This window comes from Bacillus sp. FSL H8-0492, from assembly GCF_038006145.1.
In the GTDB taxonomy this organism is placed as follows: Bacteria; Bacillota; Bacilli; order Bacillales; family Bacillaceae_G; genus Bacillus_A; species Bacillus_A mycoides.
Map to the genome: position 1 here is coordinate 25,916 of NZ_JBBOUP010000002.1, position 23,889 is coordinate 49,804.

The following is a 23,889-nucleotide window of genomic DNA, read 5'->3' on the forward strand; positions in this document are numbered from 1 at the left end:
TCTTCTTAGGCGCTTACAAGATATGGTTCTAATTCCTGTATAAGCTGTTTTGCTCCTCCTGGACTCAACGTAAACTTTCCATCTGCCAGCTTAATATGCTGGAAAGATACTTCTCCTGTGATGGGGCAAACATCATCTCCCTGATATTTCTGCAAAATAATCGATTCTCCCTCTACAAAGATTTCTATCAAGTCTTTTTCTCTATTTCCAGCACTCTTCTTGTTTCTCTCGGTATGACAATCCGTCCTAAATGGTCTCTTTTTCGCACGATTCCTATTTATAAAATTCGCTCATTTATTTCTCTTGTTTTTCTATAACCAATTGTATACGAAATTTTTTCTTCCGCTTTTAATAGATGACTGATCAATTCTTCAGAGCTGTGGTCCACCCCTGTATAAGTGCAGCTACTGGTATACTATGCAACACTTCTGAATCTCTACCACAAAGAGAAATTTGTTCTACTAGCGGCACAGATGCCATTTATTTTCCCTTCACATTCTTATCATATATACGTAAGAATAATGAATATTCCATATGCTTTCAAACTCATTTTCTCATTTCCGATACCATTTGCCCCTTTACGTGCAAAGTACATCTTTACTTCTCTATACGGTATCCAAATACCAAATACCAAATTTTAAAAATAGAAATCTGTCCGTATTATTATTGGAGAATACAAACGTTATAAATTACCATTGTTTTTTATTGCAAATAAAAAACGTAGATGTTTCCTACCGCTCTTTCCTTTTGTTTCGTCAATCATTTATTAGTACTAAAGTTATTATGAAAATTTAAATTTGTTTTAATAATATTAGCTATTTCTTCAAGGTTTTCATTTAGAAAGAAATGCTTTCCTTCAAAAGAATGAAACGTACACGTTTTACTTGTGTAGTTCTCCCACTTTATTACTTGATCGTATGTAGTAAATTTATCATTTTCCCCATTAAATATAAGAAAATCAATATCACATGGTTGTATATGATTGTCATGAATGTATGTCTCGACAATTTTAAAATCAGCTCTCAGAATTGGGAGAAAGATCTCCATTAATTCTTCTGATTGAAGTACCCCAGATGGTGTACCCCCCATTACAATAACTTCCCTTTTAAATTGTTCGTTAGAAAGATTATGTCGGATATTTTTTATTTTACTATTTGGATGGTTTCTACCAGACAAAACAATAAATTCAGGTAATACGTTATTAGAATCCTGTATTTTCCTGGCTACTTCATAAGCGATCAAACTTCCCATGCTATGCCCGAATAGAATGTACGGCGAAGCATCTATTTGCTTAACTATACTAGTGTAGGCATCATTTACGGCCTCTTCCATACCTTGGTACAAGCTTTCTTCAATTCTATATCCTCTACCAGCTAATTCTATCGGGACTACTTCAATATATGGATTAAAGTAATTTTTCCATTTTGCGTAGTTAAACGCAGATCCCCCAGCATGTGGAAAGCAAAAAAGTTTAGTCTTCTGCATTGATTTTCTCCTTACTTTCAAATTTGTATATAGTTTGGCAAATTGTATAAATGTCTTTAATTATTATCTCTTGCGGAAATTCATCTCTTGTTGCACAAGCAGATAACTTATAATTTGGATCAATGTTATATTGTTTAAAGTAAAAGTTTTTAGGTATATTCTTGTATGAAATTGAAGTTCGTGATTCTTTTTTTATAGAGAATGAATTTAACGGGATATACAGCCCTTTCCCAATCGTTTTGATATAACTTTCTTTTAATGTCCATAAATCATAAAAATAATTAATTTGCTCATCAGAACTCATATTAGATATATCATAAAATTCTTCCTCTGAAAAAAATTCATGTGCTAATTTAAAAGCCTCTATTTCTGAAACTTTTTCTATATCAATACCCTCATTAAAATTAGCAGTAGTACAAACCACCCATTCTCCTGAATGTGACACATTAAAATGAAAGTCAGAAATTTTTTCAACAAAAGGTTTTCCATACTTATTATATATAAATCTAATTTATTCATTATTAATTTTATACTTTTGGCAGATTAGAGATCGGATTAGTAAATCTCCTATCAGAGTTCTATTAATGTCGCATGAATGTAATAAACGCTTCATTCGTTCTTTTTTCTCATTTGAAACTACGTTACTAAGTTGCTTAAATAAATGCCTTTCAATATTCTTTGGTATTTTCACAGCTTGAATTTGTATGATAAATCACGTCCTTTTTTAAAGAATTACTTCATATATGAACGTTACGGAAATTCAAATTAACTTTATTAAATTGCATATACAATAGAATAGGTGCATATTTACATATCAATGAAAATATGCACCTTTCCTCAGTAATATCATCAGGCATTCGCTTCTATTACAAAGGTTTCATAGTATTTACATCATACTATGGGTAACTCATAAATATTTCTATGTCTCTACCAATTACTTTTTACATTATCCCCTTAAAAAGTAATGCTCTTAATATATTCATTATTCCCTACACTTGATATGCAAGTAGTGGTCTACCCTTTCCGTTCATAGTGTTGCATCTTTTGCACTCTCTACTTTTCAGTAAATGAAAGGGATGTTTCTTTTATCCCTTCAAATTCATTTAATAGGTACTTAGCTATCTTTTCAACTGCGGGGAAGTCTACTATTTCCTCATGTGATCCAGGGACAGAATACTTATTTACTCTTCCTTTTAATAAAGGTCCCCAATTTGTAAACAACTCTTTTCCTTCCTCAGCACTAAAGTAGATAACTTCTCCAAAGTATGGTATCAAATCATTCTCTGCCATTAAGTTCAGGCATTTCCTATGAGCATTGATAACTTGCTTCAAATTCATAAGATTTGCATCAGGCGGGAGTACTCCTTCCATAATTAATCGCTCCACAAGCATATCTTGCTTATGGACGAGGCCTTCTTCCTGCTCAGTAAGATCTCTAGGAATGAAATGTTCAGATATATATGAAAGCATATCCTCCCTTGTTTTACGATCTTGCTCTGAAGGTACTTTAGTATCCATTAGTACCAAAAACTCAACTTCCTCTCCTTGATTCCTTAATACAGTTGCAATTTTATAAGCAATTGCACCGCCTAAAGACCATCCTCCAAGACGATATGGGCCTTCTGGCTGAACACGTTTTATTTCTTCAATGTAAAGTTGAATTACTTCCGGCAAGGTCAAATCATCAATTTCTCTCTTTTCTATGAGAGGATTCTGTAAACCATAAAATGAACAGTGGTTCTTAAGCAATCTTGCTAGTTGAATGTAACAGAATACATTCCCCATAAACGGATGAACGCAGAAGAAAGATCTTTTTTCTGATTCTTGCAGTGGAACCAGCGCTGATACTGATTTCGTCATATCATGCTTATCACGAATAAGGCATGCGATTCCTTCCACTGTTGGATTCTTAACCAATGTAGACACCTTAATCTCTTTTCCAAACTTCTCCCTAATTTTTGAAACTAATTTAATTACAAGGAGAGAGTGTCCCCCTCTATTAAAGAAATCATCATTTACATAGACATCTTCTATCTGTAACAAATCCTTCCAGATTTTAATCAACTGATATTCAATTTCATCCCTTGGAATGATTGGTGTAGAGAAGTTATTTTCTTTTTGAATAGTTAAATTGTTCAATGCCTTTCGATCAACTTTTCCATTCGTTGTAAGAGGAATCTCGTCTATCTTAATAAAGTGTGCAGGAACCATATAATTCGGTACTTGTCTCTTGAGATATTCACGCCAATCATACATACTTCCATCTCCAACTACATAAGCAACCAATCTCTGCTCTCCTAATTTATCCTCTGTTACCAAAACTACTGCTTCTTTTACCAATGGATGCCTCTCTAGATTCGCTTCAATCTCTTCAAGTTCAATACGAAAGCCCCTAATTTTCACTTGATTATCAATTCTTCTCAAGTAATCTAAATTACCATCAGGTAAATAACGAACCAAATCTCCCGTACGATATAAACGCTCTTCTTCATTAAATGGATGACGGATAAATCGCTCTGCTGTTAATTCTGGACGATTCAAGTATCCTCTCGCTATACCTGCACCACCGATATATAGCTCACCTGTTACACCAACTGGAACAGGTAACAAATTTTTATCCAATACATAAGTTTGAACGTTCGGCAACGGACGTCCAATTGTAACTTTCTTACTATCTGTTTGAATATGATAACACGTTGCATCAACCGTACATTCTGTAGGACCGTATACGTTATAAAAATCAATTTTTTCGGTCTCTACTAGCTGTTCCCATAATGACGGCATGATTGCTTCACCACCGACTAATATCTTACTTGGTACATGAACATCAGCACTTATTTCTAGCAATCCCCCATCTATAAGTAATTGAAGTAATGAAGGTGTCATATCAAACATTTCCAATTTATTCTCCCTAATATAGGACACAAATTGTTCCGGATTAGTGCGAACTTCACTTGGGATAATATATAAACTTGAACCATAAAGCAACATTTGTAATTGCTGAATAGATACATCAAAGGCAATTGACGCATTCAAACCGACGCGCATATTACTAGGTATCTCATGTGAGAAAACTTCTTTTTGTAAACCATAGGATAGGTTTATTACAGAATGGTGCTGTACTAAAGCCCCCTTTGGATTCCCTGTCGAACCAGAAGTATAGATAACATACGCTAAGTTTTCCCCTGTTACCTCACATATTGGTGAAAGTTTGCTTTCTTGAGAAAGCATTGCTTGGTCCCTATCTAGGCAAACTGTCTTGATGTCTTTAGGTATCCATCCTAGTAATACCTCATTTGTAACTAACACTTTAATTCCCGTGTCTTCTAAAATATATTGCAGGCGGCTTTCCGGATTAGATGGATCCAATGGAACATAGGCTGCTCCAGCCTTCCAAATTCCCATGAGACCAACAACCATCTCAACTGATCGATCAAAGCAGAGGCCAACTAATGACTCTGTCCCAATTCCACATTTCTGTAAATGATGGGCTAATTGATTAGCTCTTTCATTCATCTCTCGATACGTTAGTTGCTGTTTATCATCTACCAATGCCACCGCGTCAGGTGTACGATTTACTTGCTCTTCGAATAGTTGATGAATTACATGCTCACGTGGATAGGATATAGCATTATTATTCCATTCTTCCAATAGCCTTCTTTGTTCAGCCTCCGTAATATATACTAGTTCCGATAGATTTTGATCAATGTTTTTGAGCATTTGCATTAACACTTTGTGTAAATGACCCAACGTTCGTTCAATGGTTACTCTATTAAACTTACTACGGTCATACATTAACTTTAACGATAACTGGATTCCTGGAACTATAGCCAATCCTAGTGGGTAGTGGGTTTGTTCTACCCCTTTCAATTCACCAATTTCCAAATTTCCTGAAGATCCTTCTTTCACTGGATAATTTTCAAACACATATAAACAATTGAACAGCGGTGCACCTCTAGGAACCTCACTCCACCCCTGAATCTCTGTCAAAGAAGCATACTCATATTGTCTTCTTTCTATCTCTTCCTCTTGTATCTTCTGCAACCAATCTATTACTTTTATATCATCCATCAATTGAATTCGCGTCGGTGACGTTGTAATGAAAGGACCTACGATGTTTTCAACATCAATAATCTCCGTAGGACGCCCTGAGCTTGTTACACCAAAGACAATGTCATTTTCTCCACTATATCGGCTCATGAGATATGCCCATGCACCTTGAATTACTGTACTCAAAGTAAGTTTATTTCGTTTCGCCCATCCTTGTAACGCTTGAGTCTGCTCTTCTGATAAATAGGTAACCTTTTCTGTATAACCTTTTTCTTCCTCTTTACTTTCTAAGCCCAGCAAAGTTGGTGCAGTAAAACCTTTAAGCTTTTCTCTCCAGAATTGTTCCGCCTGCTCCTTATCTTGTTCCCTGAGCCATTGGATATATTTCTTATATGGTGAGGGTTTAGGTAACTTTACAGCTTTTCCATTCATTCTCTTCTGATAGACTGTAAGTAATTCATTAAAGACCAATGGTAAACTCCATCCATCCAGTAAAATATGGTGATGTGTCCAAACAATCCGATATTCTTCCTCACCTTCTTGAATGACCGTTACCCGCATCAATGACGCTTCATCAAATTGGAAGGCTTGTTTTCGATCTAATGCCAAAAAGACTTTTCTTTTTTCCTCTATCTCTTTAGTTGTCATTGTACGCCAGTCTTCTTTGTTCACTTTAAATGGGATATTTTCATACACCACTTGTAATGGTTCTTCAATTTCGTCCCAAACAAATGCTGTACGAAAAATTTCATGCCGCTGAATTACAGATTTCCATGCCTGCTCAAAAGTAGGAATATCCATTTTTCCTTTAATCATAAAACTTAATTGCACTATATACGGTGCAACATGTTCATTCCCTTGGTCATGCAATGTGTGGAAAATCATACCTTCTTGCAAAGGTGATAGTGGATATAAATCAGTAATCTGATTGTTCTTTCCACGATTCATTTTGTTTAGTACATTTGTCAAACCTACTTGGTTAAGATTAGCCATTGCAAAATCCGAAATGGTCAGTGCAGATTCTCTATCTGAAGGTTGAATCAATCTGCTCAGTTGATATAGCATATTCTGTGCCATACTTTGAATCTTTGATTTGGCGAATTGTTCAACATTGTATACCCAAGTGAACTGAAGTTTTCCATTCGTTACAACCCCAATTACATCAATTACATGCGATCGCTTGGAACCGGCAGCATGATCTAAACGCTTAAATTCGTTCTCCGGCATAAACATTGCATCGCTAGAAAACATTTGATCAAATTGTCCAAGATAGTTAAAACTAATAGACGGTGTATGTTGAGAGCTCAATTGCTCACACATTGTTGCGTTCATGTAACGCAACACTCCATAATCAACACCCTTATTAGGAATTTTGCGAACTTGTTCTTTAACTGCTTTTAATGCTGCAATTGGCGTATTAGCACTAGTAATATTTAAATGAACTGGGTAAATACTTGTAAACCATCCCACGGTTCTCGATAAATCAACATCTTCAATAATCTCTTCTCGACCATGTCCCTCTAAATCTACGCTTAATATCAGCTGCCCCGTACATGCTGCTGTAGCTTGTACCAATGCCGCTAATAATACTTCATTGATTTGGACACGGTGAGTGCTTAAAGTCTCTTGCAATAACATACGGGTCTCATTCTCATTTAACACCACAGTAATTTCCTCAGTTACTGCGCTTACTGGATTACTTATAATACCATCTACTGGCAGTATAACTACGTCTTGTTCACCCTGCTGCTCCCAGTAATGTAGCACTTCTTTTGATATTCCAGTTTCAGCGTAATGTTGTAATTTCTCCGACCATTCTTTAAAAGATGTACTCTTCATAGGTAATTGAATTTTTTGCCCTTGGACTGCTTGCGTATATGCTGTTTGCAAATCTTCCAATAAAATCCGCCAAGAAACACCATCCACGGCTAAGTGATGAATTGTCCAAAATAATCGGCCAGTCTTCTCACCTTCATCAAAATACACCATTCTCATTAACGGACCATCATGTAAATTCAATCTTTCTTGTGCAACATTAATCTCTTTTTGAATAACTTCATGCCAATCCGCTTCCGGCACTTCTTCTAATGAAATGACAGTCAGCATCAATTGTTCTTCAATTCCTTCATTCCACTGTTTCCAAGCCCCATTAGGTAAACGTTCATATCTTAAACGCAGGGCATCATGATGAAGTAGAAGGTTACGCGCTGCCTTTTCCAGTGATCCTATGTCCAATTTTTCTTTCGTTCTAAAGAACATGGATTGATTCCAATGATGTGGGTTAGGATGATTTTGTGCAAAAAACCTTTGCTGAATAGGTGTAAGTATCGTCTCTCCAGTTATAATTCCTTGTTCAGCTTGTACACCTTGTTCTTCTTTGACTACTAGCGCCAACTCAGCAATCGTTTGGTGTTCAAATAGTTGTTTTGGTGTCAACTGTAAACCAGCTTGCTTCGCACGAGAGACAATCTGAATGCTAAGAATTGAATCTCCACCAATTTCAAAAAAGTTATCATAAATACCAATACGTTTTGAACCTAGCACACTTTCCCAAATGATAGAAAGCTTATGTTCACGTTCATTTCTTGGGGCCGCGTACCCTTCTTGTGTTCCTTGATAATCTGGTATAGGTAACGATTTCCGATCAACCTTTCCATTTATGGTTAGCGGTAATTCTTTCATTTCGACAAAGTAGGAAGGTATCATATGGATTGGTAGTTTTATTTTAAGATACTCACGCCATTCTTCTAAACTGCCTTCGCCCACTATATAAGCTACTAACCTCTTATCTCCCGACTGATTTTCCCTAACTATTACAACTGCCTCTTTTATCAAGTCATGCTCCTGTAAAGTCGACTCAATCTCCCCAAGTTCGATTCGAAATCCTCTAATCTTCACTTGATTATCCATTCTTCCTAAATAGTCTATATTACCATCAGAAAGATATCTCACAAGATCGCCTGTTCTATATAATCTCTCGCCTTCTTTGAATGGATGAGAAATAAATCGTTCGGATGTTAACTCTGGACGATTTAAGTATCCCCTCGCTAGACCCGCTCCTCCGATATAAAGTTCACCCATCACACCAACTGGAACTGGCAACCCATTTCTATCCAATACATAAGTTTGAACGTTAGGCAACGGACGCCCAATCGTTACTCTTTCACTATCTTTTTTGATATGATAGCATGTTGCATCAACCGTACATTCTGTAGGACCATATACATTATAAAACTCAATTTTAACAGTCTCTACTAGCTGTTCCCATAATGACGGCATAATCGCTTCGCCGCCAACCAATACCTTACTTGGAACATGAACACCATCGTACGTTTCTAACAGTCCGGCATCTATAAGTAATTGAAGCATTGAAGGTGTTATATCAAAGATTGCTAACTTGTTCTCCCTAATATAAGCTACAAACTGTTCCGGATCACTTCGTACTTCATTCGGAATAATATACAAACTTGAACCATACAACAGCATTTGTAATTGCTGAATAGATGCATCAAAGGCAATTGACGCATTTAAACCGACATGCATGTTAGATGGTATCTTATGTTCGAAAACCTCTTTTTGTAAACCATGCGACAAGTTTATTACAGAATGATGCTGTATCAAGACACCCTTTGGATTCCCCGTCGATCCAGAAGTATAGATAACATACGCTAGGTTTTCTCCTGTTACTTCACATTTTGGTGAAAGAATGCTTTCTTTTGAAATCATTGCCTGATCCCTATCTAGACAAACTGCCTTGACTTCTTTGGGTATCCAACCTCCTAATGACTCATTCGTAACTAATACTTGAATTTCAGTGTCCTCCAAAATATATCGTATGCGACTTTCTGGATATGATGGGTCCAATGGAACATATGCTGCTCCAGCCTTCCAGATCCCCATAATACCAACAATCATCTCAACTGAACGCTCAAAGTAAAGTCCAACTAATGATTCAGTCCCAATCCCACATTGCTGAAGATAGTGGGCCAATTGATTAGCTTTTTCATTCAGCTCTCGATATGTTAACTGCTGTTTTTCATCTACCACTGCTACCGCATCAGGTGTACGATTTACTTGCTCTTCAAACAGCTGATGAATCGTACTTTCCCGTAGATATGCTACAGCATTATTATTCCACTCTTCCAACTGTTTTTGCTGTAATCCTGATAATATAGGCAACTTAGCTAATGATTTATCAGGATTCTCCACGATTACATTCAACCAGTTCCCAAAATGTTCAGCCATGGATTCAATAGTTAAGCTGTCAAATAAATCAGTTCTATAAACAAAAGTAAGTAATAAACCCTCTTCCACTTCTGCAGCTGTTAAACTTAAATCAAACTTAGCGATTGGAGCATTACTTTCCATTACTTCTATATTTCTTCCATGTAGTTCTGGTAGCTTCTGTCCCGTATTTTGCAAAGTAAATATGGTTTGGAAAATCGGAGAATGGCTTGTATTTCGTTCAGGTTGGATAACCTCTACAATTTTCTCAAACGGAACATCTTGATACTCATATGCCTTCAATGCTTTTATCCGCACTTGAGACAACAACTCTTGAAATGCCGGTGCATTACTTAAATCAGCTCGATAAACCAATGTATTGACAAAGAAACCAATCAGTCCTTCAATTTCTCGATAATTTCGATTTGCAATTGGGCTGCCAACAATAATATCCGTTTGTCCCGTATAACGAGCAAGGAAACTTTGATACGATGCCAATAAGGTCATGAAAAGTGTGGCCCCTTCTTGACGACTTAGTTCGTTTAATTTATCCAGTAATGGGCGCGATAACAAAACATTATGAGTTAATCCATGGTGGGTTTGCACTGGCGGACGCGGACGATCCACTGGCAACATTAAGACTGGTAACTCACCAGATAATTCTTCCTTCCAATATGCAAGTTGTTGATATAGTACTTCATCTTTCAACCATTCTCTTTGCCACTGAGCAAAATCGGCATATTGAACTGGTAGTGGTTCCAGATCTGCTTGTTTTTCACCAATCGCATTCTCATAAAATGCCATCCATTCTTGAAGTAAGATTTCCATCGACCATCCATCTGAGATAATATGATGCATATTACACAGAAGAACCCATTCTTCTTCTGAAATTCTTATGAGTTTCCCACGGAACAATGGCCCTTGTTCTAAATCAAATGGAGATTCGACTTCAGTTTGAATCCATTGCTCCAACTTTCTTTCTCGCTCCTCTAATGAAAGCTTAGTTAAGTCCATTTGGAGAAGCGGACGGAAAACGTACGGTTGAATCTGCTGCACAGGATGGCCATCCTCTTCATAAAATACAGTCCGCAAAGATTCATGACGCTCTATCAACTGATTCCATCCCAACTCCAATCCCTCAGGTAACCAATTCCCTGTAAGGCGGCATGCCATTGGCATATTATAAAGTGCACTATTAGGTGCAAATTGATCAATAAACCATAAGCGCTGTTGGGCATAAGATAGTGGAATATTATTTCCGCGTTCCATCGGCACCAATGGTGGAATTTCTCGTTTTTCACTCCCCTTACGTAACTGATCTATTCGTTTCGATAATGCCTCGACCGTTGAATATTCGAACAGTTCACGTACCGGTAATTTGATTTGAAAGACTTCCTGTAAGCGTGAGACCACTTGTGTAGCAAGTAGAGAGTGACCACCAAGCTCAAAGAAAGAATCCTGAACACCAATTTCTTTTATTCCTAGCACTTGACTCCACACTGAAGCGATAAGTTCTTCCAGCGGAGTTCGTGGGTATACAGTATTTTCGGCGGATTGTTCACTAAGTATAGGCAATGCCTTCAAATCAAGTTTTCCATTCGGTGTAAGTGGTAAAAATTCCATCTCAATAAAGTTTGTTGGAACCATGTAATTTGGTAAATGTGTTTGTAGATGTTCTCGCCATTCATGTACACTTCCTTCACCAACTACATAAGCTACTAATCTCTTGTCACCTTGATTATCCCCTCGTACCAATACAACTGCTTCTTTCACAGAAGAATGTGCCTGCAAAACAGCTTCTATTTCTCCCAATTCAATCCGGAAACCACGAATTTTCACTTGGTCATCTATACGTCCATGGAACTGGAGATTACCATCAGAAAGATAACTTGCTTTGTCTCCTGTATAATAGAGACGTTCTCCTGACTTGAAAGGATGTGGAATAAATTTTTCCTTTGTAAGATCCGGACGATTAGCATATCCACGTGCAAGACTCTTCCCTCCAATATAGAGATCTCCAATTACACCAATTGGTACTAGCTGAAGATGAGAATCTATCACATAAACTTCTGTATTCGCAATCGGTCGACCAATCGATGGCGTACCTGTTGTCACTCCTACAGGTACATAACAATCTGTGGTAACAACGGTATTTTCCGATGGACCATACTGATTAATTACCGCAAAAGGAATATCGTTAGATGGGTACTGCGTTAATTGATCCCCACCAGTAATGATAAAACGAAGATCCGTTTTATCTGGCCAAGATAATTTCAAGAGCCTTTCCAGAATAGGCGTAGGTGCAAAGCTAGCTGTTATTCGTGAATCAATGAGCCAGTCCCTTAGTGCTTCTGGATTAATTCTCAGTTCCTCTGTTGACAAGTAGAGTGTTGCGCCAGCAGTTAGATACGGCCAAATCTCCTGGACAGCCGAATCAAAAGCAACCCCTGCAATCTGAGTCGCACGATCCTCTGCTGAAATATGATAAACTTCCTGATGCCAAGAAACCATATTCATTAATGAGCGATATTCAACCATGACACCCTTCGGTTTTCCTGTAGAACCAGAGGTATAGACAATATAGGCTAAGTTCTCTGGATTTATTTGACGTGTAGGTGCGATTACGCTTTCCACCGTTAATTCTTCTAACCTCACCATTTCGACGTGTGCGAAATGTCCTTCTTGTCCTTCCGCCGTCACTACAAATTGAATTCCTGCATCTTCAATCATGTATTCTAACCTTGATTTTGGATACAACGGATCTAAAACGACATAAGCTCCACCAGCTTTTAAAATGCCTAGTAAACTTGCCATCAGCTCAGCTGACCTCGGAAGATAAACTCCTACCACTGACTCTGGGGCTACTCCCTTTCGCTGTAAAACATTTGCCAACTGATTTGCTTGTGTATCCAGTTCACCATAAGTCCACTGTTTTGTTTGATCAACTACCGCAATCGCATCAGGACGCCTTGCTACTTGCTCCTCAAATCTGTCGCAAACAAGACCCTGATGAGACATTTCCATTACAGTGTCATTCCATGCTTCTAATAACAAAGTACGCTCGGGTTCTGATAGCATGCTCAGACTATGCAACGGATTTTGCGGGTAATGGGAAACTTCGTGTAGCCATTTCTCAAAGTGCCCTGCCATCCGTTCAATAGTTGTGGCATTGAATAAATCCTTATTGTATTCAAAAGTAAAAAGTAATCCCTCTTCCGTCTCAGCTACCATTACGCTTAAATCAAACTTTGCGATTGGACTATGGCTTTCTATCATTTCAATACTTCTACCAGATAACACCGGGAACTCTTGTTTCATATTTTGCAAGATGAACATAGTCTGGAAGATTGGCGACTGACTTGTACTCCGCTCTGGTTGTACAACTTCCACAATTTTTTCAAAAGGGATATCTTGATACTCATACGCCTTCAATGCTTTTTGACGAACCTGAGACAGAACATCCTGAAATGTCGGTCTACCACTTAGATTAGCCCGATATACCAAGGTGTTGACGAAGAAACCAATAAGTCCTTCAATTTCTCTATAATTTCGATTAGCAATTGGACTTCCGACCAGAATATCTTCTTGTCCCGTATAGCGGGATAGAAAACTTTGATATGCAGCTAACAGGGTCATGAAGAGTGTAGCCCCTTCTTGACGACTAAATTCATTTAATTTGTCATGTAGCGTGCTTGGCAGAACCTGGGTGTATGTCGACCCGTGATGAGTTTGTATTGCGGGACGCGGGCGATCCATAGGAAGTTGGAGTACAGGAAGCTCCCCAGACAATTCTTCCCTCCAATATTGGAGTTGTTGATCAAGCACTTCCGCCTTCAGCCATCCTTTTTGCCACTGAGCGAAGTCGGCATATTGAACCGGTAATGGTTCAAGTTCTGCTACCTTTCCATCCGTAGTTTTCTCATAGAATGCCATCCATTCTTCAAGTAGGACTCCCATTGACCATCCATCTGAAATGATATGATGTAGAGTACAAAGGAGAATCCATTCTTCCTCTCCCACTTGCAAAATACTTGTCCTGATCAGTGGACCCTCGCCTAAATCAAATGGCATTTCTGTTTCTTGTTGAATCAAACGTTTAACTTCTTCTTCTCGGTCTTCTGGAGAAAGCATAGTTAAATCCGTTTTCGGAATTAATCGAAAAGCATACGGTTCAATTTGCTGTACGGGTTGACCGTTCACTTCATGAAAGACCGTCCGCAATGATTCATGACGCTCTATTAGCTGATTCCATCCCGTTTCCAATGCCTCAGGTAGCCAACTCCCTGTAAGGCGGCATACTATTGGCATATTGTAAAGTGCACTATTAGGTGTAAATTGATCGATAAACCATAAGCGCTGTTGGGCATAAGATAGTGGAATAGTTTCCCCTCGTTCCATCGGCATTAGTGGCGGAATATCTCGTTTTCTATCTCCTTTACGTAACTGATCTAATCGCTTTGCCAGTGACTCCACCGTTGCATACTCAAATAGTTCGCGTACCGGTAATTCGATTTGAAAGATTTCTTGTAAGCGTGACACTACTTGAGTAGCTAGTAGCGAGTGACCACCGATTTCAAAAAAAGAATCCTGAACACTAATATTTCTTATACCTAATACTTGACTCCATACAGAAACGATGAGCTCCTCCACTGGTGTTCTTGATGAAGTAATATCTTCACTTATGAACTGTGCCTCCAATTCCAGTAAAGCTTTCCGATCCACCTTACCATTTGAAGTGAGTGGCATCGATTCAACTTGGAAAAAGTATGCCGGAACCATATAATTTGGCAATTGCTTCTTCAGATATTCACGCCACTCTCCAGTATCCCCTTCACCCACTACATAAGCTACTAACTGCTTATCTCCTGGTCGATCTTCCTTCACCAACACGACAGCCTCTTTTACAGATGAGTGATCATGTAAAGCTGCTTCGATTTCTCCCAGTTCAATTCGGAATCCTCTGATTTTGACTTGGTTATCTATTCTTCCAATATACTCCAAGTTACGATCATTCATATATCTCACCAGGTCACCCGTTCGATATAATCGTTCCCCTTCCTTAAAGGGATGCGGAATAAAACGTTCAGTAGTTAACTCTGGTCGATTGAAGTAGCCACGTGCCAAGCCTACTCCTCCAAGGTAAAGTTCCCCCGCCACACCAATCGGTAACAACTGTTGATATTGATCCAACACATACAACTCTGTATTATCAATTGGACGACCAATTGGAATAAGCATAGGTTCTTTTTCTAAATCACAATCATAATAAGTCACATCCACAGTTGCTTCGGTAGGGCCATACAAGTTAATTAACTTTGTTTGCTGAACATCGTAAAATGCCCCCTTAAACCGGCGAACCTGTTCAGTATTTAATGCTTCTCCACTAGTAAAAACCTGATTTAAAGACGATACATCCCTTTTCGAATTATATTGTTCCATATAATCCAAGAAAGTAGATAACATCGACGGAACAAAGTGCATGGTGGTCACACGATATCGTTCGATATACTCCTCAATCACCGCAGGATCTTTCTCTCCTCCTGGCTGAAGCAAACAAACACGCGCTCCTACAAATGACCACCAAAATAATTCCCAGACAGAAACATCAAATGAAAACGGTGTCTTTTGTAGGATTGTATCCTCCTCAGATAATGGATACTTTTTCTGCATCCACTGTAGGCGGTTGATAACCGAATGATGTTCAATCATTACTCCCTTCGGATTTCCCGTCGAACCCGAAGTGTATATGATATAGGCTAAGTTATTTGCTGTTACTCCACTCACCGGAGCCAAATTACTCTCTTTAGAAATCATTACTTGATCCCGGTCTAAACAAATTGCTTGAATATCTTTAGGTAACCAGTCCTGTAGTGCCTCTTTTGTTAACAGCACTTGAATTTGTGAATTCTCTAAAATGTATCTCAGGCGGTTTTCGGGATAACTTGGGTCCAGTGGGACATAAGCCCCACCTGCTTTCAAAATCCCAAAGAGACCAATAATCATTTCAGGAGAACGTTCAACACATATACCGACCAATGATTCAGGTCCTATACCTCGTTTTTGTAGATAATGTGCCAATTGATTCGATTTTTCATTGAGTTCTTGATACGTTAGCTTTCCACCCTCATAAACTACCGCCACTGCATCAGGTGTACGTGCAACTTGCTGCTCAAATAGCTCATGAATCATACACTCATGACCATAAACTACGTCAGTATCATTCCATTCTTCTAGGAGTTGTTTCTGCTCTGTGTCCGATAACATTGACAGCTTTGTATATGATTCATCTGGATGATACGCGATTTCATTTAACCAGTTCTCAAAATGGCCTGCCATACGTTCAACGGTACTACTATCAAATAAATCCGTGTTGTATTCAAATGAGACAAATAGGCCTTCTTCCACTTCGTAGGCAGTTAAACTCAGATCAAATTTTACAATAGACATATTACTTTCTACCATTTCGATACTTCTACCAGACAAATCTAGTCGTTCTTGTTTTATATTCTGTAGTGTAAACATGGTCTGAAAGATAGGAGAATGACTCATACTTCTTTCAGGTTGTACAGCTTCTACCACTTTTTCAAATGGTATATCTTGATATTCGTAAGCTTTTAACGCCTTTTTCTTTGTTTGGTTCAAAATCTCCCGAAAAGTAGGGGTGCCACTCAAATCTGATCGGTAAACCAACGTATTAACAAAGAAACCGATTAATCCTTCTACTCCCTTATGATTCCGATTTGCAATCGGACTTCCGACTAGAATATCTTTTTGCCCCGTATAACGAGCAAGAAAGCTCTGGTATGCAGCCATTAAAGTCATAAATAAGGTAGATCCTTCTTGTCGACTTATATCCTTTAATTGGTTGAGTAATCTATAAGGAAAAATCACGTGATGCGTATCCCCAGCGTAAGTTTGCGTAACCGGTCGAGGTCGGTCCACTGGCAGTTGTAATATAGGAAGCTCCCCAGACAATTCTTCCTCCCAATACGTAAGTTGACGATTTAACACATCACCTTGCAACCACTCCTTTTGCCACTTCGCAAAGTCTGCATATTGAATGGATAGTGAACTTAATTTAGCAGGATTCCCGCCCGTTTCTTCTTCATAGAAAGTAAGTAATTCATTCATGAGTATACCGATGGACCAAGCATCAGAAATAATATGATGCATCGTACATAGTAATAACCATTCATCCTTTCCTAATTGAACAAGCTGATTACGAATTAAAGGGCCATTCATTAAATCAAATGGTTCTTGCGCTTCTCTAGCAATTAAACTATCTACCTCTTTTTCTTTTACTTCTAGAGGAAGTTGCGAGTAATCCCTTACAGGTAATGCTCTAGGAAGGAATTCGACAATTTGTTGTACAGGTTGTTCTCCTACTTCTTTAAAAACGGTTCGTAATGATTCATGACGTTCAATGAGTCGATTGAATCCCTTTTCTAATGCTTCAGGAATCCAATTTCCTTTTAGATGCCATACCGTTGGAATATTATATAAAGAACTGTTTGGGTTAAATCTGTCCATAAACCACAAACGTTGTTGTGCATAAGACAACGGAAGTGCTTCTTTATTCTCCTTTTTTTGCATTTGCTTCTGAAGCCAAGCTCTTTTCTCAGGAGAAAGTGAACTCAGCTTTGCATGTAAATCACTTCTCATTTTTTTACCCCTTCCTCAACTAAATTACTCTCGAATATTCCTTGTGCTTCTTCCTCTGATAGCTCTTCTAATTGCTTAAGTAGTTCAAGTAATTCTTCATCATTACTCACTTCTGCTTCTTTTTGAATATAGTCTTGAAGACTTACATTCTCCTTACTATCATTCTGTATTTCTTGATTTTTGTTATAGAACAATTGATCAATCTGTTTTGCCAATTGTTGCACCGTATGAAACGTAAATAGATCATGCAATGGTAACTCGATTCCAAAAGCCTCTTTAAGATTGGAAACAGCTTGTGTAGCAAGTAATGAATGCCCACCTATTTCAAAAAACGAATCCTGCACTCCAATATTTTCTACACCTAAAACTTGATGCCATATTGAAACGATTGTTTTTTCCGTAGGTGTACGGGGAGCAATATACCCCCTCACTATCTCCTGTCTCTCTGGTACTGGTAAGGCCTTCCTATCAATCTTTCCATTTGGAGTGAGTGGAAATGCATTCAATCCGACAAAATAGGCTGGAATCATGTAATTTGGTAGCTGGTCCTTGAGATAATCACGCCACTTATGAGCATCCCCATCTCCCACAACATAGGCAATCAAACGTGGATCACCAAGATAATCTTCCCGCACCATCACAAGAACTTCGTTAACTAATGTATGCTTTTGCAATGTCGCTTCAATTTCTCCTAGTTCAATCCGGAACCCACGAATTTTCACCTGATGATCGATTCGGCCAAGATACTCCAAATTTCCATCTGGCAGATACCTTACTAGGTCTCCAGTCCGGTATACTCGCTCTCCTTCTTTAAACGGATGCGGTATAAAACAATCTTGCGTTAAGTCAGGACGGTTTAAGTATCCACGTGCTAATCCTGATCCACCAATGTAAAGCTCACCAACTACACCAATTGGAACCATTTTTTGTTCAGCACTCAGTACATATACTTCTGCATTGAAGACTGGTTTACCAATTGGTGGTACCCTATACATGACACCCTTTTCTAATTCCATATATGTGGAATACGTAGTATCTTCGGACGGTCCATATAGGTTGTACACCTTCTCAATCGTACTTCTCTCGTATAAATCTTGAACGAGTGAATATGGTAATGGTTCTCCAGCCAAATTCATCACCTTTACCGAAGAAGGAATTGTTTTTGCGCGAGCCAGTTCCTTCGCTGCCGATGGCACAGTATTGACCAAAGTCACACCCTTGGTAGACAACTTGTCTAGATGTAGAGCATTTTCAGCGACAATCACCTTACCACCCATCGTTAAGGGAACAAACACTTCAAAAACGGATAGGTCAAAGGATAGCGAAGTTGAAGCTAATACCCCCGCTAATTCCTTTTGGGAATATGTGTGATGCGCCCAATGAATCATTGTTACTGTATTCCTGTTCTCAATCATTACCCCCTTTGGATTTCCAGTGGAACCTGAAGTATAGATAATATAGGCTAAATTATCGCCCGTCACTTCACTGGTACACACTGTAGTTACTTCTTGTTCTATTTCTTCTCGATCACGATCAATACAAATCACGGCAACGGATTTAGTTATAACCATTTTTTGTTGTAACTTTTCCTGTGTCACCAGTACCTTTATTTGAGCATCCTCTAAAATGTATTGCAGTCGACTTTCCGGATACGCTGGATCAATTGGGACATATGCTCCTCCTGCCTTCATAATTCCTAAGAGGCCGACAATCATCTCGGATGAACGTGTAACGCAAATCCCAACCAATGATTCGCATGCAACACCATTTTTCTGTAAATAATGTGCCAGCTGATTCGAGCGTTCGTCCAACTCTCGATATGTTAGTTCTTCATCTTCGCACACTACTGCAATTGCTTCTGGTGTTTTTTTCACTTGTTCTTCAAACAATGTATGAATCGTGCTTTCTTGTATATCTACAACACCTGATTCATTCCATTCCTCTAGTAATTGCTTATATTCTGCTTTCGATAACATATTCAGTTCAGATAATAAATATTTTGGATGAGAGACAATTTGATTTAACCAATGTTCAAAATGACTTGCCATGCGTTCAATGGTTGTATCATTAAACAAATCAGTATTGTATTCAAAGGTTAGCGATAATCCTTCTTCCGTCTCAGAAGCAAATAAACTCAAATCAAATTTCGCAACAGAAGCATGACTTTCCATGAGTTCCATGTTTATTTCAGATAGCTGAGGAAACGCTTGTTTCGTATTCTGTAAAGTAAACATGGTTTGAAATATCGGTGAATGACTTGTATTCCGTTCCGGTTTTACAGATTCCACCACTTTCTCAAATGGAATGTCCTGATACTCGTAGGCTTTTAGTGCTTTTTTTCGTACCTGCGACAAAAGTTCTTGGAACGTCGGATTTTCACTGAAATCTGCTCGATAAACCAACGTATTTGCAAAGAATCCTATTAATCCCTCAATCTCTTTCACATTTCGATTAGCGATTGGGCTTCCAACTATAATGTCGTCCTGTCCTGTATAACGAGAAAGGAAGCTTTGATACGCTGCCATCAATGTCATAAATAAAGTGCATCCTTCTTGCAAACTTAAATCTTTGAGCTTTTCCTGTAGGGAATTCGCCACTATTAAAGACTGACTTGCACCACGATGGGTTTGAACTGCAGGTCGAGGACGATCCATCGGTAATTGTAAAACCGGTAGTTCCCCAGATAATTCTTCCTTCCAATATTGAAGGTGCTGATTCAAATTCTCCTCTTTTTGCCATTCCTTCTGCCACATGACAAAATCTGCATATTGGATAGATAACTCCTTCAATTCCACTGGTTTTCCGGTTAGTGCTCCTTCATAAAAAGCCATCCATTCTTCAAGTAAGATTCCCATTGACCATCCATCTGAAATAATATGATGCATCGTACAAATGAGAACCCATTCTTCCCTGTCCACTTTCAATATTCGTGTTCGAATCAGAGGATCTTGTCCAAAATGAAATGGTTCCTCCGCCTCGTTTTGAATAAGGCGTTTCATTTCTCTTTCCCTATCTTCCAAAGAAAGATCTGTTAGATTCGTTTGAGGAATATGTCTGAACACATGAGATTGAACCTGTTGAAAAGGTTCACCCTCTTGTTCTAGAATTGTCGTCCTTAATGATTCATGACGCTCCAACAATTGATTCCATCCGACCTCCAATGCTTCAATTGACCATTTACCTGTTAAGCAACACGCTGCATGAATATTGTACATAGCACTATTTGGCATTAATTGATCAATAAACCATAGACGTTTCTGCGCATAGGAAAGTGGGATAACTTCTTCTCGTTTCATAGGTACAAGAGGAGCAACCTCTCGTTTTTTATCTTCTTTTCGTAACTGATCCACTCGTTTCGCCAATGCTTCCACTGTATCGTGCTTGAAAAGTTCACGTAATGGAATTTTAATTTGGAACAGTTCTTGCAATCGAGAGACGATTTGAGTAGCAAGTAGTGAGTGCCCACCACGTTCAAAGAGGGAATCCTGTATACCAATATTTTCTGCTCCTAATACTTGACTCCAAACCGAGGCAATAAGCTCTTCCGATGGCGTCCGAGGTAGCACATTTAAATCTTCAATAGCTTGCTCATCAGGTGCTGGCAAGGCCTTTCGGTCAATTTTCCCATTCGGAGTAAGCGGGAAGTGTTCTAACTCTATAAAGTGCGCTGGAATCATATGATTCGGTAATTGTTTTTGTAAATACTCTCTCCACTCTTGGGTATTTCCATCGCTTATTACATATGCAACCAATCGTTGATCACCTGGACGATCTTCTCTAACTAATACGACAGCCTCTTTAATAAACGAACATTTTTCTAAAGTTGCTTCAATTTCTCCTAATTCAATCCTAAAACCACGCATTTTGACTTGATGATCCATTCTACCTATAAATTCTATATTTCCATCAGTTAGATATCTTACTGAATCCCCTGTTCGATATAGTCGTTCCCCCAATCGAAATGGGTGCGAAATGAATTTTTCAGCAGTAAGATTCTGACGATTTAAGTATCCACGCGCTAAACCAGCACCACCAATATATAACTCACCCTCAGTTCCTATTGATTGCAAGCGTTGATTTTGGTCTAATACATATAATTGCGTGTTCTGTATTGGCTGCCCAATAGAAACAAATTCTTGATTAGGCTGAATATCAAATGCATTTACATAAATAGTGGCTTCAGTTGGTCCATAAAAGTTGGTTAATTTCACTTGTCCACTATAATTCCATTTCTGTTGAAATCGTCTAACTAACCCTGAACTTAGTTCTTCTCCACCAGAAAATACATGGCGTACGGACGAACAATTCATGTTCAATTCAATATGATTGAAGTGATCTAAGAAAACAGATAACATCGAAGGTACAAATTGAACTATAGTAACCTGATGTTGTTTAATCACTTCAGCTATAATAGAAGGATCTTTTTCTCCACCTGGAGGTAGGAAAGATACACTTGCACCAACGTGAATGCCCCAAAACAATTCCCAAACAGAGACATCAAATGAGAATGGCGTTTTCTGCAAGACCACATCCTTTTCAGAAAGCGGATATTTATGTTGCATCCATTCTAGATAATTAATTACTGAATGATGCTCAATCATTACTCCCTTTGGATTCCCTGTAGATCCTGAAGTATACATAACATACGCTAAATTTCCTCCTGTTACACCACTTATACATGGGGTTGATTCTTCTTTTTCAATTGCAGTGTAATCTTTATTCATACAAATTGTTTCTGTATTTTCAGATACAAATAAATTTTTAGAATTCTCTTCTGTCACTAGTACTTCGATTCCAGCATCCTCTAATATATATCGAAGCCGACTCTCTGGATAAGTAGGGTCAAGTGGAACATACGCTGCTCCTGATTTTAGAATACCTAATAACACTATCATCATTTGTAATGAACGTTCCATATATACCCCAACTAGAGACTCTGGGCCTACACCATGCTTTTGTAAATAATGAGCTAGCTGATTTGCACGCTTCTCCAACTCTTTATAGGTAATTTGTTCATTTTCGTAACTAGCCGCGATTGCTTCCGGTGTTTTTTTAACTTGCTCCTCAAACATCGTATGAATCATGCCTTCAGCCGAATAATTAACTTGAGTATGATTCCATTCCTCTAGTAACTGTATTTGTTCTTCTTCTGTTAAATGAGTAATTTCAAATAGTTTTGAATCTAGGCTTTTCGTCATCTGAATTAATATTTGCAATAAGTGATTCTGAATCCGATTTATTGTTTCTTCATTAAAATAGCTTCGATCATACATCAACTTTAAAGTAATTTTCTTACCGGGCATTACAATGAGTGTTAAAGGATAATTTGTTTGTTCCGTGCTTTTAACATCTAGTAATCTTAAATCATCCTTTCTCTCACCTTGAATTGGATAATTTTCAAACACATACAAGGTATGAAATAAGGAGCTATTTCGCGGAACCTCACTCCAGCCTTGAATATCTATCAACGAATTATACTCATACTGTCTTCGTTCCATTTCTTTCATTTGTATTTTACGAAGCCAATCTACTACTGATGTATTATCCGTTAATCGAATTCTGGTAGGTAATGTGTTAATAAATAGCCCCACCATATTCTCTGCTCCTATCAAATCAGTAGGACGTCCAGAGCTAGTTATGCCAAATACGATGTCACTTTCACCGCTATACCTACCCATCAAATAGGCCCATGCTCCTTGGACTAATGTATTCAATGTTAATCGACTATTTCGTACCCACTCTTGTAAATTCTCAGTGAATTCCTCAGATACCTGATAAACACACTCTCCATAGCCCTTCTCCTGCCCTTGATCCTTTCTTTCCATCGCTAATGGCGTAGGTGCATAGAACCCTTTTAATTCTTCTTTCCAAAATTCCTCTGCTTGACTTTGATCTTGTTTATTTATCCACTGGATATATTTTTTATAAGGAAGAGATTTAGGAAGATTCAACAATTCTCCCTTTATCATCTTGAGATAAACTTCCATCACTTCACTAAAGACCAATGAAACACTCCAACCATCTAGCAAAATATGATGATGTGTCCAAAGAATTCTCGTCTCCCCTTCTGCTTCTTTAATCGCAGTGACTCTCATCAATGGTGCTTCATCCAATAAAAATCCTTTCCTACGATCTGCAGTCAAAAACTGGTGTAATTTCTTCTCCTTCTCCTCATGCGAATGGGTACTCCAATCCTCTTGATGAATAGTAAAAGGAAGACGTTCATAAACTGCTTGCAGAGGTTTTTCAACTTCCTCCCACACAAATACTGAACGTAGAACCTCATGTCGATGAATAACATATTCCCAAGCCTTTTCAAAAGTAGCAACATCCAATTGCCCCCCGAGCAAGAAGCCTACTTGTACAATGTAGGAAAAAGAATGTTCATCATCTTGATCGTATAAAGTATGAAACAATATTCCTTTTTGCAAAGGTGATAATCCATATATATCTATAACGTCTCCCATC

3 protein-coding genes and 2 pseudogenes are annotated in these 23,889 nt (G+C 38.3%); all 5 read right to left on the reverse strand.

From position 1 onward, the window contains the following. Positions 1-5: 5 nt before the first annotated feature. The 5 genes and pseudogenes from MHH66_RS27550 to MHH66_RS27570 all read right to left on the reverse strand — a co-directional run bounded on the left by MHH66_RS27550 (position 6) and on the right by MHH66_RS27570 (position 23,888). Positions 6-277: pseudogene (locus MHH66_RS27550) on the reverse strand (AbrB/MazE/SpoVT family DNA-binding domain-containing protein). Positions 278-759: 482 nt separating this feature from the next. Further along, positions 760-1,485, reverse strand: coding sequence for a thioesterase II family protein (locus MHH66_RS27555; RefSeq protein WP_078185350.1), 726 nt, complete (start codon positions 1,483-1,485; stop codon positions 760-762). Beyond that, positions 1,472-2,176: pseudogene (locus MHH66_RS27560) on the reverse strand (4'-phosphopantetheinyl transferase family protein). Before MHH66_RS27560 ends, MHH66_RS27555 begins: the two are co-directional and overlap by 14 nt. 362 nt (positions 2,177-2,538) lie before the next feature. Further along, the gene (locus MHH66_RS27565; RefSeq protein ID WP_078185349.1) at positions 2,539-17,421 is read right to left on the reverse strand and encodes a non-ribosomal peptide synthetase; all 14,883 of its coding nucleotides are present in this window, start codon (positions 17,419-17,421) and stop codon (positions 2,539-2,541) included. Beyond that, the gene (locus MHH66_RS27570; RefSeq protein WP_078185348.1) at positions 17,418-23,888 is read right to left on the reverse strand and encodes a non-ribosomal peptide synthetase; all 6,471 of its coding nucleotides are present in this window, start codon (positions 23,886-23,888) and stop codon (positions 17,418-17,420) included. The genes MHH66_RS27565 and MHH66_RS27570 overlap by 4 nt, the downstream gene beginning before the upstream one ends. Between the last annotated feature and the right edge of the window lies 1 nt (position 23,889).

Bases quoted from the DNA above. Each gene is read 5' to 3' on its own strand.
- MHH66_RS27565 (WP_078185349.1), bottom strand. From the start codon at position 17,421: ATGAGAAGTGATTTACATGCAAAGCTGAGTTCACTTTCTCCTGAGAAA.
- MHH66_RS27555 (WP_078185350.1), bottom strand. From the start codon at position 1,485: ATGCAGAAGACTAAACTTTTTTGCTTTCCACATGCTGGGGGATCTGCG.
- MHH66_RS27570 (WP_078185348.1), bottom strand. From the start codon at position 23,888: ATGGGAGACGTTATAGATATATATGGATTATCACCTTTGCAAAAAGGA.